Source organism: Rariglobus hedericola (genome assembly GCF_007559335.1).
Lineage (GTDB): Bacteria > Verrucomicrobiota > Verrucomicrobiia > Opitutales > Opitutaceae > Rariglobus > Rariglobus hedericola.
This window is the reverse complement of record NZ_VMBG01000001.1, coordinates 617,703-635,210: the sequence shown is the minus strand read 5'-3', so window position 1 is coordinate 635,210 and position 17,508 is coordinate 617,703. Positions and strand designations below refer to the sequence as shown.

At 58.3% G+C, this 17,508-nt stretch carries 16 protein-coding genes; 8 read left to right on the top strand and 8 right to left on the bottom strand.

Annotated elements, in window-relative coordinates; all coding sequences use genetic code 11:
• Window positions 1–18: 18 nt before the first annotated feature.
• The 5 genes from FPL22_RS02945 to FPL22_RS02930 all read left to right on the top strand — a co-directional run bounded on the left by FPL22_RS02945 (window position 19) and on the right by FPL22_RS02930 (window position 5,045).
• Window positions 19–597 (top strand): TIGR00645 family protein, encoded by a 579-nt coding sequence (locus FPL22_RS02945; protein ID WP_144228619.1) that lies wholly within the window; start codon window positions 19–21, stop codon window positions 595–597.
• A 48-nt stretch (window positions 598–645) separates the two neighbouring features.
• The gene (locus FPL22_RS17920) at window positions 646–1,197 is read left to right on the top strand and encodes a hypothetical protein (protein ID WP_238991297.1); all 552 of its coding nucleotides are present in this window, start codon (window positions 646–648) and stop codon (window positions 1,195–1,197) included.
• On the top strand, window positions 1,098–2,531 hold the full coding sequence (locus FPL22_RS02940) for an ammonium transporter (RefSeq protein WP_415663349.1): 1,434 nt from the start codon (window positions 1,098–1,100) through the stop codon (window positions 2,529–2,531). The genes FPL22_RS17920 and FPL22_RS02940 overlap by 100 nt, the downstream gene beginning before the upstream one ends.
• Window positions 2,532–3,247: 716 nt before the next feature.
• Complete coding sequence (locus FPL22_RS02935; protein WP_144228617.1) at window positions 3,248–4,687, top strand: ammonium transporter; 1,440 nt, start codon at window positions 3,248–3,250, stop codon at window positions 4,685–4,687.
• Window positions 4,688–4,706: 19 nt separating this feature from the next.
• Window positions 4,707–5,045 carry a P-II family nitrogen regulator gene (locus FPL22_RS02930; RefSeq protein WP_144228616.1) on the top strand — a complete coding sequence of 113 codons (339 nt, stop codon included), beginning with the start codon at window positions 4,707–4,709 and terminating at the stop codon, window positions 5,043–5,045.
• Between the two features lie 279 nt (window positions 5,046–5,324).
• Here the strand turns inward: FPL22_RS02930 and malQ are convergent, their stop codons facing one another.
• From malQ to FPL22_RS02900, 6 genes are all read right to left on the bottom strand, one after another.
• Window positions 5,325–6,875 (bottom strand): 4-alpha-glucanotransferase, encoded by a 1,551-nt coding sequence (gene malQ / locus FPL22_RS02925; RefSeq protein WP_144228615.1) that lies wholly within the window; start codon window positions 6,873–6,875, stop codon window positions 5,325–5,327.
• A 106-nt stretch (window positions 6,876–6,981) separates the two neighbouring features.
• Window positions 6,982–8,022, bottom strand: a complete 1,041-nt coding sequence (locus tag FPL22_RS02920) for a DUF3300 domain-containing protein (protein ID WP_162525166.1) — start codon at window positions 8,020–8,022, stop codon at window positions 6,982–6,984.
• A gap of 216 nt (window positions 8,023–8,238) precedes the next feature.
• The gene (lepB, locus tag FPL22_RS02915) at window positions 8,239–9,543 is read right to left on the bottom strand and encodes a signal peptidase I (protein WP_144228613.1); all 1,305 of its coding nucleotides are present in this window, start codon (window positions 9,541–9,543) and stop codon (window positions 8,239–8,241) included.
• Window positions 9,544–9,618: 75 nt separating this feature from the next.
• Window positions 9,619–11,412 (bottom strand): translation elongation factor 4, encoded by a 1,794-nt coding sequence (lepA, locus tag FPL22_RS02910; protein WP_144228612.1) that lies wholly within the window; start codon window positions 11,410–11,412, stop codon window positions 9,619–9,621.
• 97 nt (window positions 11,413–11,509) lie between these two features.
• On the bottom strand, window positions 11,510–12,415 hold the full coding sequence (gene fabD / locus FPL22_RS02905; protein WP_144228611.1) for an ACP S-malonyltransferase: 906 nt from the start codon (window positions 12,413–12,415) through the stop codon (window positions 11,510–11,512).
• A gap of 86 nt (window positions 12,416–12,501) precedes the next feature.
• Window positions 12,502–13,590: a type IV pilus twitching motility protein PilT gene (locus FPL22_RS02900; RefSeq protein ID WP_144228610.1), complete on the bottom strand. Its 1,089-nt coding sequence runs from the start codon at window positions 13,588–13,590 to the stop codon at window positions 12,502–12,504.
• 81 nt (window positions 13,591–13,671) lie between these two features.
• Between FPL22_RS02900 and dapA the strand changes: the two genes are divergently transcribed.
• From dapA to ruvA, 3 genes are read left to right on the top strand one after another with little or no spacing between them, the layout of a single operon-like run.
• The gene (gene dapA / locus FPL22_RS02895) at window positions 13,672–14,562 is read left to right on the top strand and encodes a 4-hydroxy-tetrahydrodipicolinate synthase (RefSeq protein ID WP_144228609.1); all 891 of its coding nucleotides are present in this window, start codon (window positions 13,672–13,674) and stop codon (window positions 14,560–14,562) included.
• A gap of 5 nt (window positions 14,563–14,567) precedes the next feature.
• Window positions 14,568–15,299: a 4-hydroxy-tetrahydrodipicolinate reductase gene (gene dapB / locus FPL22_RS02890; RefSeq protein WP_144228608.1), complete on the top strand. Its 732-nt coding sequence runs from the start codon at window positions 14,568–14,570 to the stop codon at window positions 15,297–15,299.
• A gap of 3 nt (window positions 15,300–15,302) precedes the next feature.
• A complete protein-coding gene (ruvA, locus tag FPL22_RS02885; protein ID WP_144228607.1) occupies window positions 15,303–15,920 on the top strand; it encodes a Holliday junction branch migration protein RuvA in 618 nt (205 codons plus the stop codon).
• Between the two features lie 45 nt (window positions 15,921–15,965).
• On the opposite strand, the gene FPL22_RS02880 is transcribed toward ruvA, so the two are convergent.
• Window positions 15,966–16,718: an anti-sigma factor family protein gene (locus FPL22_RS02880; RefSeq protein ID WP_144228606.1), complete on the bottom strand. Its 753-nt coding sequence runs from the start codon at window positions 16,716–16,718 to the stop codon at window positions 15,966–15,968.
• Complete coding sequence (locus tag FPL22_RS02875; protein WP_144228605.1) at window positions 16,715–17,317, bottom strand: RNA polymerase sigma factor; 603 nt, start codon at window positions 17,315–17,317, stop codon at window positions 16,715–16,717. The genes FPL22_RS02880 and FPL22_RS02875 overlap by 4 nt, the downstream gene beginning before the upstream one ends.
• Window positions 17,318–17,508 lie beyond the last annotated feature (191 nt).

Sequence of the window (17,508 nt, the reverse complement as noted above, 5' to 3'; positions counted from 1 at the left end):
CCCCTTCTATTCCGATCCATGTCTTCGCCCGCTCAACGCAAAACGCTCTCTCCGCTTGCCGATTTGATCTTTCTCAGCCGCTGGCTGCAGGCGCCTCTTTATGTCGGACTGATCGTCGCGCAGGTTGTCTATGTTTACCGTTTTCTCGTCGAGTTGTGGCATCTGATTGGTTTCGCCGTCCTCGGGCACCTGCCGCCCTCTTCGGTGCCCGCCGGCGTGAATGACACCGAGACGATCGTGATGCTCACCGTTCTGGGCCTCATCGATGTGGTGATGATCGCGAACCTGCTCATCATGGTGATCGTGGGCGGCTACGAGACCTTCGTTTCACGTCTGAATTTGAAGAACCACCCCGACCAGCCCGAGTGGCTTTCTCATGTGAATGCCGGCGTGCTGAAAGTGAAGCTGGCAATGGCCTTGATCGGCATTTCGTCGATCCACCTGCTCAAGACCTTCATCAATGCAGACAAGATGAGCGAGCAGACGATGAAGTGGCAGGTGATCATCCACATCACCTTCGTGTTGTCCGCCGTGGTGCTCGCCTGGATCGACAAGCTCACGCGTCATCCGGCGCGCGATGTCGAGATTGCGCACTAATCACGTCTCTCTGGTAACTGGAACGAGAGCTGCTTTCCGTTGTGCGCAATGTTTCGCGCACCTCCATTTTCACGCCTGCTGACCGCACTCCTATGCTGCGGCCTGTTTGGCTTGAATTTGGGCTCAGTGGAGGCGGGAAACAAAGAAGCCTCCACGCATGAGTTACAGTTCACCAATTCTTCGAATGCCGAGATTCCGTATTTCGTCAGCATCGATAAAGAAAAGGACTCGGGTAAGGCGACTGCTCCGGTAAAACGTTCCAACGAAACACAGTTTTACGCGTTGCTTATCGCGGGTATCGAAGTGCCCGAGCCGGTGCTGCGAGTCCAGGCTTCGGTCAATCCGCCTGCATGCAAAGTGTATGAGGCCGCAGTTGAATATGTGAGAAATAATGGTCCGCCCGCCCTCTGGGGAACGGCGTCCATCTCTCCACTTCATCTTCGGTCACTTAACACTTTGGCTATATGCAACTCACTTTTTTGCGCGGCTTCCGCGTATTCATCCGATCACTTTTCATTGCCTGCACGCTCGCTGTTGCGAGCCGGGCGCAATCCGCGACTCCTCCTGAACCTACGCTCGACCAACGTGTCGCTGACGTAGAGGCCTACATCAACAATAGCGCCCGCACTGCGGATGTCGCTTCAAGGGTCGCCGGACCCGGTCCAGGCCATAATGGATGGATGATGACGAGCGCGGCACTCGTTCTCTTCATGACGCTCCCCGGCTTGGCGTTGTTTTACGGTGGTTTGGTGCGTCGCAAAAATGTGCTGTCCGTGCTGGCGCAATGCATGGCCATCACGGGTGTGGTCACCCTGCTCTGGTGGGGCGTGGGCTACAGTTTGGTTTTCGCTCCCGGAACACCTTATTTGGGAGGCTTGAAATACGTCTTTCTTGAGGGGGTCGGGGCAGCGCCCAATCTCGATTACTCGGCGTGGATTTCGCACTCCGTCTGGTCAATGTATCAGATGATGTTCGCGATCATCACTCCCGCGCTGATCATTGGTGCGATCGCCGAGCGCATGAAGTTCTCGGCCGTCGTGGCGTTCGTGATTCTCTGGATGTTTGCGGTGTATTTTCCCTTGGCCCACATGGTGTGGGGCGTCGACGGTCTCATGAATGGCGTGTGGAACGGCAGTGCGATGATTCGCGCGATCGATTTCGCCGGAGGCACCGTTGTGCATATGTCGGCAGGCTGGTCGGCACTGGTGCTGTGCATTATCCTCGGGCCGCGTATTGGTTTCGGAAAAGAGCCCATGGCTCCGCACAGCATGGTGCTTTGCATGGTGGGCACGGGTATGCTCTGGGTGGGGTGGTATGGTTTCAATGCCGGTTCTGCCGCGGCTGCCGACGGCATCGCAGGGGGCGCATTTTTGGCCACCACCCTCTCAGCTGCCATCGCCTCACTGGTGTGGGCCGGTCTTGAGGTCGTGGTATTTAAGAAAACATCTTCAATCCTCGGCATGTGCTCCGGTGCGGTTTCGGGCTTGGTCGTGATCACGCCGGCCGCAGGCTTCGTCAGTGCCAACGGTGCGGTCATCATTGGTGTTCTGGCCGGTGCGATTCCGTTTCTGTTCTGCGTGAAGCTGAAGGCGGTTTTCGGTTACGATGACGCTCTGGATACATTTGGTGTGCATGCGGTCGGAGGAACATTGGGCGCGTTGCTCACGGGCTTGCTCGCGAACAGTTCGATTAACGCCAATCTCACGGTCGCCAATGGCTACGCCAAGTCCAACGGACTCGCCCATATCGTAGCCAACGGTTCGCTGTGGATTGAGCAGCTCAAAGCGATCGCCCTCACTACCGTGCTGTCGATCGTGGCCACCATCATTATCGCTTACGCAATCAAGGTCGTCATGGGACTTCGTGCATCACCTGAAGTCGAGCGACTCGGCCTCGATATCAGCGAACACAACGAAGAAGGCTACAGCCTGTAATCTTCGCTTACGTGAATCCCCTGACCCGAGAGGCGTAGTCCCGGGGTAGGGATTACGGCGGACAGGTGCGCACTGAACGATTCAGCCCCATGGCGTGCATTTGGGGCCACCTGTCCAGCCAACCACTTTCCATTCTCAAGTTAGTCGTGTGATTTGTGAATGGAGTTCTCCCATGAACACTACAGCCCCCGGCCTAGACCACCGCGGGGCTGTTTTCATATGACGAACAGACATGATGATCTTTAATTCAAAACACGGCCAAGCATCCGAGAGTGGAACGGGAACTGCTTATGCATCTCATTCATGGCATCATCGCCCTCCATTTATCGTATAATCCTAGCCATTTGTGCGTGCTTGGGGTTCTGCGGTTTAAGCTGCATTCACCTGAATGCCGCGCCCGAGGAAACGCCCAGGGACTTGGTGATACTTGAGTCGGTTTACGAGGAGGGACCGGTGTTTGCCGTCAGTCAGGATTTCTCAATCCAAGGCGTCAGTCGGCCCAATCGTGCCGAGCTACCTTCGTTTGTTTTTGGTGTGGATAGGCCGTTGGACGTGTTGATTCCCGTTTTCACACTCGAACGTCTTTTGGACCAGTCTTTGCCGGAAGCTCAAAGTGCCGAAACGAGTGGCATGCGAAACAAGGATCCTCCCGTCCCTCGACGGCAGGTCACTTCGTTCTCCATTGCTCGTTTTAAATCACTCTGAATTTCCGTCTCATGAAACACCTTTTTTCGCGCTACGCGCGACTCATCTTTGCATCTCTTTTAATAGCCTGTGCTCTCACCACGAGCCAGGCTCAGGAAGCCGCACCCGCGGCACCAGCAGCACCGGCTGAGCCTACCGTTGAACAACGCCTGGCCGATCTCGAGGCCTACGTGAACAACACGGCGCGCACGCCGGATGTCGTTTCGAAGATCCCCGGACCCGGTCCCGGCCACAACGCATGGCAGATGGTCAGCACTGCGCTGGTCATTTTCATGACGCTACCCGGTTTGGCTCTCTTCTACGGCGGCTTGGTTCGCAAGAAGAACGTTCTCTCCGTCCTCGCCCAGTGTATGGGTGTCGCCGGTCTGGTTACCATCCTGTGGTGGGCTGTCGGTTACAGCCTGGCCTTCGGTGGCGGCAATGCCTTTATCGGTGATACGACCTTCGCGTTCCTGAAGGGCGTGGAGCCAGGCAACGTCGGCGCCGGTTACTATTGGATCAGTGACTCCATGTGGGCGATGTTCCAGCTGTCCTTCGCCATCATCACGCCGGCCCTGATCGTCGGTGCGATCGCCGAGCGCATGAAGTTCATCTCGGTCCTCGTGTTCGTGACGCTCTGGATGTTCGCGGTCTATTTCCCATTCGCCCACATGGTGTGGAGCGGCACGGGCTTTATGTCGGGCATCCTTAACGCCGGCGCCGGCATCAAGGCGATCGACTTCGCCGGTGGCACCGTGGTGCACATGACCTCGGGTTGGTCTGCGCTGGTTCTCTGTATCATCCTCGGCAAGCGTAACGGCTTCGGCAAAGTCCCGATGCCTCCGCACTCCTTGGTGCTTTGCACCGTCGGCACCGGTATGCTCTGGGTCGGCTGGTATGGCTTCAACGCCGGTTCCGCCCTCGGCGCCGATGCGATCGCCTCCAATGCCTTCGCGACCACGACCCTCGCAGCCGCCATCGCCGGTTTCACCTGGGGTATGGCCGAGTGGGTCCTCAAGGGCCATCCCTCCGTCCTCGGCTTCTGCTCCGGTATTGTTGCTGGTCTGGTGGTCATCACCCCCGGCGCCGGTTTCGTTTCCATGAACTCGGCCGTCTTGATCGGCGTGCTCGCCGGTATCGTTCCGTTCATCGCGGTTTCCTACCTGAAAAAGATCCTCGGCTACGATGACGCGCTCGACACCTTCGGCGTGCACGGCGTCGGCGGCACCATGGGTGCGATCCTCACCGGCGTGTTTGCCGACGAGAAGATCAACTCCGTGGTCGGTCCTCTCAAGGAAGGTCTCGTGATGGCCCAGCTCAAAGCCTGCGCCCTGACCATCGTCTGGAGCGTCGTGGCCACCGCCATCATTGCCCTCATCGTTAAATTCACCATTGGCCTTCGTCCGACTGCTGAAGTCGAATCGGCCGGTCTGGATACCGCTGAACACGGCGAAGAAGGTTACATCGGCTAACCCCAACTGAAAAACCAACATGAAACTTATCATCGCCATCATCAAGCCCTTCAAACTTGAGGAAGTTAAAGAGGGACTGACCTCGATTAGCATCGAAGGTATGACTGTCACCGAGGTCAAAGGCTTCGGCCGTCAGAAAGGCCACGTCGAAATCTACCGCGGCTCTGAATACACCGTGGACTTCCTGCCCAAGGTTAAAATCGAAGTCGCCGTCGAAGACTCCGAGGTAGCCGCCGCAGTCAAGATCATCGCCGACAAGGCTCGCACTGGAAAAATCGGTGACGGCAAGATCTTCGTCGTAGATCTATTGGATGCCGTCCGCATCCGCACGGGCGAGAGCGGCGACAGCGCCATATAAGCGCCTTCGAATACGATAAAGCGCAGCCGCCTGTTTCGCCCGCAAAGCCACACCTGTTACGGGGGACTTTGCGGGTGGAAACCAGGTGTTCCAGAAATCAATAACGTCGTTGTTATGCGGCAGTGTGTGCCGCGCGGCAGCGTCGCGTGAATCTTTCCCTGCCCATGTGGCATTCAAAGCCGCAAGGGCAGGGGATAGTTAAAGCAGTCCGGAGTCTTAGACCAACTTCGGACTGCCCACACGCGACGCGCCTGATGACGCGCTCCGCATCTCACAACTTCAAAGGCGACCGTAAAGCGTCGCCAAGTCGCGCAGATAGGCCGCGCCACCTTCATGGTGGAGCTGGCGCAACTGCTGCTCGGAATAGCGCCACTGCCAGTTGCCCGCAGCTTCGCCGGGGGTATTGAAACGTGCTTCGGCACCCAGGCTGAAAAAATCCTGCATCGGAATAACCGCCAGGTTGCTCACGGAGGCATAGGCAACACGGATGAAATCCCAGCCGATTTCTTCGCCGCCGATCCTGAAATAACGACGGACGTAGTCCCGTTCCTTTTCGGATGCAGAGCGATACCAGCCGATGGTCGTGTTGTTGTCGTGGGTTCCTGGATACACGACGCTGTTCGCCTGAAGGTTATGAGGGAGGTAAAGGTTGTCCGCTTCACCGCCAAAAGCGAATTGCAGGATAGTCATGCCGGGAAGCCCGGTGGCATCGCGCAAATCCCGGACGGACTGGAAGAGCTCGCCCAAATCCTCGGCGATGAGCCGTGCGGTGGGCAGGGCGTCATGAACGGCTTTAAAGAAAGCTAAGCCCGGTCCCTTTTTCCATTCACCATTCTTCGCGGTCGTGGCGGAGGCCGGAATAGACCAATAGGTGTCAAAGGCGCGAAAATGGTCGATGCGCACGATATCGCACAACGCGAAGTTAGCCTTCAATCGCGCCAGCCACCAGGAGTAGCCATCGGCCGCATGTTCGTCCCACGCGTAAAGTGGATTACCCCAGAGTTGTCCGTCGGCCGAAAAATAATCGGGCGGCACACCGGCAACGGCCAGAGGCACGCCGGTTTTCTGGTTGATCTGGAAAAGTCGGGGAGCGGCCCACACGTCGGCGCTGTCACGGGCGACAAAAATCGGGGCGTCGCCAATGATTTCAATGCCCAGCGACGTCGCCTTGGTGCGCACACGCGCCCACTGGCCGAAGAACAAGTATTGGAAAAACGCGTGCGCTTCGGCGCGGGCCGCCACGGTTTTAGCCAGCTGGCTTTTTTGAGCTTTGGCAAAGAACCGCACATCCTCCGGCCAGTCCCACCAGGCGGCCCCGTGATAGTAATCTTTGATCGCCAAAAACAGCGAGTAGGGTGCGAGCCACGAGGCGTGCGTGGATTTGAATGACTCGAAATCACCGTAAGGTAATTTAACCGAGTCCCGCTGGCCTGCGTAGAGCTCGAATGCCTTGAAGAGCAGGGGGAACTTCGTGGAGTAGAGCCAGCCGTAATCGACGCGGTCGCGAGGCAATTGCCGCACACTATCGAGATCCCCGTGTGTCAGCAGCCCGCAATGAACCAGCGGATATAAATCAATCAGGTAAGGATTGCCCGCGAACGACGAAAAACACTGGTAGGGCGAGTCGCCATAACCGGTCGGCCCGAGCGGGCACAGTTGCCATTGGCTCACTCCGGAATCCTTCAGGAATTCCAGCAGTTGATCGACTGAACCGTCGAGCACGCCAATGCCCTGATCGTTAGGGAGGCAGGTCGGATGAAGAAGCACGCCTGAAGAGCGTTGCTGGAGCCATGAAAACAGGGGTGCTTGCAACGTAGCGGTGGAGGCCATGTAGGTGAATTTTGTTTTTAGTAGAGTTGGCCGCAAGCTCGCGGCTGGAACTTCGGCGTAATACTCGCCAACTAGAAACGTGAACCGGCCCTCGGTTCCGTCCGAATCAGGGCGTCGTGCGCGGGCGGTTACGCTGAAGGTTCTGCGTGCCTGAGTGAGTGTCGACGGGGCCGACTGGCACGCTGCTCGCAGGCGGTGTAATTATGCGCTGCTGAAGTTGAGACCTCTGCGGCGTATCCATACGCCGGGGTATCTGGGAGGCGGCCGGCGCAACGGGCTGATTGATTGGCCGGGGGAATTCACGTGGACGAAGATCAACCTTAGGTTGGCCTGGCTGTTGCGCCTTGGGATACACCGTTGGGGGCCGGTTAATCTGGACGGGATTCAGGCGGTAGGCAGGGGAATTGGGTGAACCGGTCTCCCAAACTTGCGTGCGACCTTGAGGCCGGTGCGCTACGGGATAATTATATCCGTAAATGTGTCCATAGTATGGATACGATACCGGGCGCAAGCGACGTTGCCGCCAGTCAAAGCCATGGTTCAACCACGGGCCCGACGGGTAGCCGGATTGAAAGTGAATATAACTGATGGTGACACGTGAAGAAACCGGCACATAGACGACGGCCGGATCATACACTGGCACATAAATGATTTCCGGCTGCGTGGGCACGATTACGAGCGAGCCGTTTTCCAACAGGACTCGTTGCTGTGGCGTATCCACGAGGGTGCCGGAAGCACGTGCCTGGGAACGCAGGCGCTGAACCGCATTCATGACATCAGCCGGCTGAGCCACGAACGCCTGGCCGAGTGCCTGGGTCCAGCTGAGATTTTGATCCATCCAACGCAGCACGTCCGGGTAATGAGTGAGAGCCTTGATACTTTCGTCCCATGGTTGGGCGGCGAGGGTTGCCTGAGTTCCGTTTGCCGCCACATGCCGGGCAGCGAGCACCAGATTCGCCGGATTGGTCGAAGCCGGCAGAATCAACGCGATCAATGCGTCCGGATATAGAGCGATTGACCCCAGCATTGTGTCGAGATCCGAGTCGCTGCGCAGTGCGTTCGTGGCGACTGAAGCAGCTGACGAGTTGGTGGGGGCGACGTTAACCGGAGTAGGGAAATCCAATGCCTGCGCACGAAGCGTCGACACACAGATTATACCGCTGATCAACAATGAGGACTTCATAGGGGTTGGATTGAGCGTAAGCACTAATACCAATCACAGCAAAAGACCCTGATTAATTACCAATGTGCCCGGCACCAATTGCGCCCAAAGCGCAATTAGACATAATATCTATTGTGCGATACCTGTCACTGGGGGCTGAGATTGCCACTAAAGCAACTTAACTCCATTAAAACCGGTGACTTAAGGAGCAACGCCCCAGCGCTTCGTGAACGGATAATAGATGAATAGCGGACGGCCGACTACGTCTTTGGCCGGCACCGTGCCCCAATAACGGCTATCTTGGCTGTTAGCGGAATTATCCCCTAGCGCGACATACGAGTCAGGCGGAACCGTGAAGGTCTGGCCGGGTGCGAGTAAGCCTACCGAGCGATAACCGGGATACTTTTCTTCATGCGTGGCGTTGCGGTTAAACGCGGTCGACCCCGTGATCGGCGCTCCATTGCGATAAAGAACGGGCTCCCGAATCTCCAACTTGTCGCCCGGAGTGCCGGCCAGACGCTTGATGTAATACTGTTCCAGCTGACGGCCTGCGGCATCCTTCATGTAAGGACTGTCGATGTTATCGGTCCGGAAAACAAACCCGTCGCCCGGCTGCGGCTTAATAAAATGGTAGCTCACGCGATCCACGAAGAGCTGATCCCCCGTGAGGATATCGAATGACAGGACGCGTTCACCGGCACGGACGGTTTTACCGGTGCGGATGAACCGCATGCGCTCGGTGCCCGACGCCGTGGTTACGTCCTTGTCCACGAAATCACCACGAGCAACGACGGCTTCCAAACTTTCACTTAGCGACTGGTTGCCCGGGAAAAACGCATCGCGGATAACCCAGTCAAAATCGAAGTCCAGCGGGACTTGGGTGGTAACCACACGATCGCCAACCAGCAGGCTGTATTCACGATCTCGTGACGGGAAAACAAACCAAGCGCGGCCGGGGACTTCGCGATATTTAACGATTCCGCGGGACTGGCGTCCGGCGATTGGAATCAGCACTTCGCCTGATGCAGGCGCATCCAGTGTGCGTGGACGTGCGCCCATGGCGACCAGTCGAACCACCCTGCCCGCCGCGCTCGGTTCATCGGCTTTCGATGCGAATACTTCAGGCGTCATGCCGTTGTAGCTCGGCCACATCGAATTGGTCGGGATCTTGAACGGCTGCACGAAATACATGCGCACACCCAAAATCACGATGGCGGCCACGAGGAAGAATTCGACGTTCTCCATCAAGCCCGACTTCGGGTAATGCGTGCCACCCGTGCGCCGGAGCGCGTTCTCGAGCGCCTCGATGGCCAGCTTCAGTTTGCTGGCGTCGCTTTTCTCGTTGAGCTGGCGGCGGACGGTGCCGGCTGCTTGCTGAAGCGTGTTGCGCTCGGCCTCGGTCAGCACGTCGCGACGGTAGTTGTAAACCTTGTCGGACAACTCGAGCCAGTTGGCGGCGTTGTTACGCATTTTTTTCTCAACCGAATCAAAGAGGCCAAAAAACATGGGAAATAGAGACGAGGTTTAGCGAAATTCGTAATATGAAAAAGGCGCGTCGGTGATGACGCGCCCCTGACTTCGTTAGTTTTTGAGGATTTGAATAAAGGTGTCGGGCGGGATGTTAACCTTGCCGATCATCTTCATCTTCTTTTTGCCCTCTTTCTGTTTGTCGAGGAGCTTGCGCTTACGGGAGATGTCACCGCCGTAGCACTTTGCGGTCACGTCCTTGCGCATTTCCTTCACGTTGTCGCGAGCGATGATCTTGCCGCCGATGGCAGCCTGAATCGCGACTTTGAACATCTGCGGCGGGATGATCTCGGCGAGTTTTTCGCAGAGCACGCGGCCTTTACCTTCGGCTTTGTCCCGGTGGACGATGCTGGAGAACGCGTCAACGGGATCGCCGTTGATCATGATATCCATCTTCACGAGGTCCGACTCTTGGTAGGCGCCGAGTTCGTAGTCCATCGAGCCGTATCCATGGGTGACGGATTTAAGGCGGTCGTTGAAATCGACGAGGATTTCATTGAGCGGGAGATTGCAGGTGAGCATCACGCGGTTGCCGTCGAGTGTGTCGGTCTGGTCGCACACGCCGCGCTTTTCCATGATGAGCGAAAGAATGTCGCCCATTGACTCGTTGGGGATGTGGATCGAGGCGCGGATGGTCGGCTCGCTGATGTAGAGAATCGTGCCGGGGTCGGGCAAGTTAACGGGGTTATCAACCTCGATCTCGTCCTTGCCGTGCGTCTTCACTTTGTAGACGACGCTTGGATACGTGGAGATGATCTCAACGTCGTGTTCGCGGCGCACGCGCTCCTGGATGATTTCCATGTGGAGCAAGCCAAGGAAGCCGCAGCGGAAACCGAAACCGAGGGCGACCGAGCTTTCGGAGGAATAGAGGAATGCGGCGTCGTTGAGGCGCAGGCGGCTGAGGGCGGCCTTGAGCTTTTCATAATCCTGCGACTCGAGCGGATAGAGTCCGCAGAACACCATCGGGCGAACTTCTTTGTAGCCGGGCAACATGTCGGTCGCCGGATTTTTCACGAGTGTGAGCGTGTCGCCGATCTTGATGTCGGAAGTATCCTTGATGTTGGAGATCACGTAGCCGACATCGCCGGCACCGAGCGTATCCATCTTGGTCATCTTCGGGGTGAAGACGCCGACTTCTTTGATTTCGGACTTCTGATTGTTGCTCATCAGAAGCATCTGATCACCGGCTTTCACGGAACCGGAGAACACGCGGGCATAGGTGATGACGCCGCGGTAGGAATCGTAGAGCGAATCGAACACGAGCGCGCGCACGGCGGGATGATGAGACCAGCGTGGCGGCGGGATGCGCGCGACGACGGCTTCGAGAATATCCTGGATGCCGATGCCCGACTTGCCGCTGGCAAGGATGGCCTCTTCGCCAGGGATCATGAGAATATCTTCGAGCTGCGTGATGCAGAGATCGAGGTTGGCCGAGGGCAGGTCGATCTTGTTGATGACCGGAATGATTTTCAGGCCTTGGGCGGTCGCGAGATGGGCGTTGGCCACGGTCTGGGCCTCGACACCTTGGGCGGCGTCGATGAGGAGGACGGCGCCTTCGCAGGCAGCCAGCGAGCGCGAGACTTCGTAGGCGAAGTCCACGTGGCCGGGCGTGTCCATGAGGTTGATTTTGTAGATCAGGCCGTCCTTGGCCGGATAATGCATCGTGACCGGATGGCTCTTAATCGTGATGCCGCGCTCCTTCTCCAAGTCCATGGAGTCGAGGTGCTGCGCAGTCAGCACGCGCTGAGTAACCGTGTTGGTGTATTCGAGCAGGCGGTCGGAGAGCGTCGTCTTGCCGTGATCAACGTGGGCAATGATGCAAAAGTTACGAGTAAGGGAGACGTCCATGCGGTCGGGCTGGCAGGCAATGCAGTCCCGTGAAACGGAACCGCGGATGCGGTTAAAGAGAGTTAAGGGGTGAGCGTGTGGCCCACCCTCGCGGCATTCAAGCCCCCAAATCGGCAAACTCGGCGAGGCTCTTGACGACCCACGCCTTGTCCGTGCGTTTGGCCAGACCGGCCAACACCCCGCCTGTGCCAAGCTCCAGGAACTCGGTCGCACCGGCGGCGACGGCCGAACGCATGCAATCCTCCCAAAGGACGGACGACACGACCTGTTTCACGAGCGCCTCGCGAATGGCGGCGGGCTCGCTGACCGCCTGACCAGTGGTGTTCGTGAACACCTTAAGTTGCGGCGCATTGAAGGTGATTCCCTGCAGATAGGTCGCGAAGGATGCCCGGGCGGGCTCCATCAGACGGCTATGGTAGGCACCGGCGACGTTCAGAGGGATGACCTTTTTGATGCCGCGATCCTTGGCTGCGGCGACGGCGGCCTCGACCTTGGATTTTTCGCCCGAGACGATGATCTGGCCGGGCGCGTTGAAATTGGCCGCCTCGATGTCGAAGGCCGCGCACAAGTCGTAAATCGTCGCGCGTTCTTCCCCGAGGATGGCAGCCATGCTTCCCGTGGACTGTTCGCAGGCGAGCTGCATGAGACGGCCGCGTTCGGCGACGACCTGGAGACCGGTTGCAAAATCAAACACGCCGGCGGCGGTCAGCGCGGTGACTTCGCCGAGGCTCAAACCGAAGGCAAACTTAACGTCGCCCAGTTTCCCCTGCTCTTTCAGAATCGCGTGCACCGCGAGTCCATGAACGAAGAGCGCTGGCTGGCAGACTTTGGTCTGCGTCAGCTCGGTCTCGGGGCCTTCAAAACAAATCTTGGCGAGATCCCAGCCGAGGACGCGATTGGCCTCGTCGTAGAGGGCGCGCGCGGTGGCGGAGTTTTCGTAGAGCGACTTGCCCATGCCGACTTTTTGAGCGCCCTGTCCGGAAAAAATGAGTGCGGAAGCCATGATTGGAAACGACCACGGCTAAAGGCCCTCCCGCGCGAAACCAAGCTCGAAAAATGACGCGCCGCCAGGACGGCCGGCGCGTTGGGTTAGGTCTTGAAGAAGATACCCTTGAGATTCATCTCCAGCGCTTGGGGGTTGGGCGAGAACCGCAGCGCCTCGGCCTTGCTCACCGTGCCGGCCTTCACGAGGCGATAGAGATCGCGATTGAATGAGAAACTCGCCGAGTCAGTGCCGGCTTCGAGCAAGCCTTGGATCTTCTCGAACTGGCCTTCGAGGATGAGCGTCTTGATGACCGTATCGGCGCTCAGGATTTCGTTGGCGGGAACCCGTCCGCCGCCTTCCATCGTAGGGATCAACTTTTGGCAGATGAAGCCGCGGAGTGATCCGGCGACTTGGCGTCGTGCCTGAACCTGTTGCTCGGGCGGGAAAAACTCAAACAGGCGCGTGAGTGATTGAGCCACCGTGGCCGCGTGCATCGTCGAGAAGACCAAGTGGCCGGTTTCTGCGGCGGAAATGGCGGTTTCAAAGGTCTCTTTGTCGCGCATTTCGCCGATCAAGATGATGTCGGGGTTTTGGCGCAGGACGGATTTGATCGCGAGTTCGAAGGTCGGCACATCGAGGCCGATCTCACGCTGTTGAAACACGGATTTGTCGTCTTGAAAGGTGAACTCGATCGGGTCCTCGAGCGTCACGATATGTTTGTCCATGTTCTCGTTAATCCAACCGAGCATGGCGGCCATCGTGGAGCTCTTACCCGAGCCGGTCGCACCGCACACCAGCACGATGCCGTCTTTGCATTTCGCGAGATTCAGGAGCGGCTCAGGATTGAGCCCGAGATTGGCGAACGTGGGCACACGGCTCTTGATGTGACGTAAAACGATGCTGGCCGTGCCGCGTTGATGAAAGCCGTTGACGCGAAAACGGCCGATGCCTTCCGCCGAATAGGCGAAGTCGACCTGCCCCTCCTCTTCCCAACGTGCTTTGAATACGCGCGGGACGTGTGTATCCACGAACTCGCGCACCTCATCGGCCGAGATCGGGTCCATGTCCACGGGCTTCAAGCGGCCTGACATACGCACATAGCCCGGCTTGTTGGATTTGATAACGATGTCGCTGGCGCCGCTTTCCACGGCCAGTTTAAGCAAGTCGTTAAAGATTTCGGTGGTTTGCGACATGAAGTTGGAGCAGATGAAAAACGTTGCGGATTTGGTAAAGTGGGGTGCTGTGCTGTGCAAGGTATCTTCAGAAATCCCTCCATGAAACTCCGCCCACTTACCGGCACGATCACCGCTCTGGTGACTCCCTTTCAGAAAGACCAGTCCGTCGCTTATGACGATCTGCGCAAGCTCGTGGAGTTTCAGATCAAATCCGGCATCAACGGCTTGGTTCCCGTCGGCACAACCGGCGAGTCCCCTACTCTTTCGCACGAGGAACATCTCGACGTCATCCGCGCCGTGGTTGAGACGACGCGCGGTCGTGTTCCTGTCATCGCCGGCACCGGCTCCAATTCCACCAAGGAAGCCGTCGAACTCACTTCTCTGGCCACCGAGGCAGGTTCCGATGCCGTGCTGGTCGTCGCGCCTTATTACAACAAGCCATCCCAGGAGGGCGTGTTTCGTTATTTCTCGTCCGTGGCCGAGGCCACCGACAAGCCCGTCATCCTCTACTCGATTCCCGGTCGCTGTGGTATCGAGATCAGCGTGCCGGTCGTCGAACGCCTGCGCGCAAAGTATCCCCACGTTCGCTACATCAAGGAAGCCGGCGGTTCCGTCGATCGCGTTGACCAACTGAAGTCCGCGCTTGGCAAGGATATCACCGTGCTCAGCGGCGACGACAGCCTCACCCTGCCCTTCATCGCCGTCGGCGCCGAGGGCGTGATCAGCGTGGCATCCAACCTGTTCGCGAAGGAAGTCGTGCAACTGGTGAACGCCGGACTCGCCGGCGATCTCGCCAAGGCCACGAAGCTCCACCGCAAGCTCTACCCAATTTTTAAGGCTCTCTTCATCGAGCCCAATCCTGTTCCGGTGAAACACGCGCTCGTGCGCGCAGGTATCATTCGCGAGGCGCTCGTTCGCGAACCGCTCTCCGAACTCACCAAGGCCAGCGAGCAAACGCTCGTCGCTGTCCTCAAGTCCCTCGGCAAGTAATTTCCATGTCCCTTCGCATTGCTCTCATCGGGGCCCGCGGCCGTATGGGCCAGGCCATCACTGCCGCCGCCAAAGAAGCCGGGGCCACCGTCGTCGCCGCCCTTGACCAAGGCGACGATCTTGCCGCCGGCATCTCTCAGGCTGACGCCGTTATTGACTTCAGCTTCCACGCCGCCACGGCCAACGTCATCAGCCTCTGCGCCCAGCACAACAAGGCGCTCGTCATCGGCACGACCGGTCACTCCGCCGACGAAAAAAAGCACCTCCTCGTCGAAGCCGCCAAAATCCCCTGCGTCTGGTCGGGCAACTACTCCGTAGGCGTCAACTTGCTCTTCGCCCTCACCCGTCGCGCCTCGGCCGTGCTCGGCTCCGACTACGACGCCGAGGTGATTGAGATGCACCACCGTTTCAAAAAGGATGCCCCCAGCGGCACCGCGGCACGCCTTCTCGAAATCATCCTCGATGAACGCAAGCTCACCGCCGACGCGCTGCGCCACGGCCGCGAAGGCATCACGGGCGAACGCACCTCGACCGAGGTCGGTATCCATGCGCTGCGCGGCGGTGACGTCGTCGGTGATCACACCGTGATGTTTGCCGCGCTCGGCGAACGCATCGAGCTCACCCACAAAGCGTCCGACCGCGGAATCTTCGCCCGCGGAGCGATTCGCGCCGCGCAATGGGTGGTCGGTCGCCCCGCCGGCGTTTACGACATGCAGGACGTGCTCGGTCTGAAATAATAGATGATCACTTCCATCCAAGGCCTGCTCACCGCGGCAACTCCGCTGCATGCGATAATCGAGCTCAACGGCCTTGGCTACGAGGTGAACATTCCTGTCACCACGGCGGAAAAACTTCCACAGACCGGCTCCACCGTGAAGCTGCACACACTCGTGATTTATCGCGAGGACGCACAGACGCTCTACGGTTTCGCCACGCCGGCGGAGCGCGATTTTTTCCGCCTCATGATCGAGCACGTCACCGGCGTGGGTCCGAAGATGGCTCTCACCATCATGAGCAAGCTGTCACTGCCGCTGCTCCAAAGCACGATCGCCAACGGCGACGTGGCGACGCTTTCGAAGTGCCCCGGTATCGGCAAAAAAACCGCCGAACGCCTCGTGATCGAACTCCGCTCCAAGGTTGGCGTCACCGGCTCCGCCGAGAGCGTCTTATCGGCCAGTGGCATCTCCAGTGAGGATTCCGCCGCGCCCGCGGATAACAAAATGCGCGACGCGATTCTTGCGCTCAACGCACTCGGCTACAAAACCGCCGATGCCGACGAAGCAATCCGCCGCGCCATACTTGCCATCGGCCCCAAGGCCACGACGGAGCAGCTCATTAAAAAAGCCCTCGGCTCTTAACCGAGGGCTTCGATCCGCACACGGGCGGGAAATGCGAAAAATCGCTTAGCGTTGGAACTGAAACGCCGTGAATTCGGCGGCGCTGTTGTTGCCTTGGAGTGAGTGACGGCTACGGAACACGCGGTTGTCGGGCTGAAGCGTCGGGCGCGCTTCAAAAGCCTGCTCATCGACCACCACTCGCGACAACTGCAATGCATCAACGCGCTGCATCCACTCTAGGGCGTCGCGATCATTGGAAGCGATTTCTGCCTCACGTGGCGTGCGCGCCACGGTGAGTGCGGCGGCAGTCATGACCGGTTGAAACTCAAACGCGGACGGCCCCGTGGCACTCATTGCCGGGACGGACGGCGCTTGGTTCGAAGCGACTACAACCGGAGCCACGGTTGCTGCCACCGGCTCCTGATTGGACGTGGCGGTTAACACCTGTTCCGAAGCGAGTGCATCGGGTGCGGAGGACTGGCGGTTCACCACCACAATCACGACCACGCAAGCGGCCATCGCCGCCGTGGCAAAAGCCCCTGAATACGCCGTGCGCCAGATCGGAACCGCCCGACGCGGCGCGGCGATCTTGCGCTCGGCATCGCGCACCGAACGAGCAAAGCCTTGAGAGGCCGGAGCGGCGGAGCGCGCATGCGCACCGAGTAGCGAACACCCGCGTTGCAGGCGGCAATATTGATCATAAGCCCGACGGCGCGAGGGATTGCGCAGCACCTCTGCTTCGAGTTCAGCCGCCTCCGATGGATCGATCTGATGATCGACGTAGAGATTGAGCAGTTCGATGAACCGGCGGTCGTTCATTGGAATTCCTCCCCGATTGCAGAGCGAAGGCTTTCGCGGGCGCGGGCAATACGGCTTTTCACCGTGCCGACCGAAATCGAGAGCACCTCGGCGATTTCTTCGTAGGCCATGTTTTTAACGTTTCTCAAAATCAAAATTTCGCGGTGTTTAGCACTGATCTTTTCCATGCCGACCGCGATGTGGTCGACGAGTTCCTGTGTGACGGTGATATCGCCGGGCGTGGCCATTTCGGTGGCGAACACCTCGGAAAGCGGCGTGTCGTTGTCGGCACTTACTGGTTGATCGAACGAAACCGTCTTATCCCGCTTGCGGCGCCACCAATACCAGTAGCGATTGCGGGCGAGATTGGTGGCGATCTGGTAAAGCCACGTCGAAAACGCGGAATCTCCCCGGAAATTCACGAGACCACGATGCGCGCGGATGAACGCGTCCTGAGTCACTTCCTCGGCGTCCTGTTGATTGCGCAGCAACTGATGAACCATACCATAGATACGGTCCCAGTAACGGCTCACCATTTCGTTAAACGCGGCTTCATCGCCGCCTTTAAAACGATCAACAAGGAGGCGATCCAAGGCTACTTCCTGTGCTTTCGTAGACATACGTTCAGAGGAAGTGTGATTCGTATAGTTTTGGATTGTTCCCAAATTTATCCGTGAAGGTTGGCAGGGCGATGGGGCCGGCTGGGTCGCAAGTGCGAGGCGTGCAGGCAACCAGACGTTGCCTCCGTGTTGAAAGTGTCAAACGGCAAAGACTTTTCGAAGGAAAAAACGCTTGCCAAACCCGACGGCGG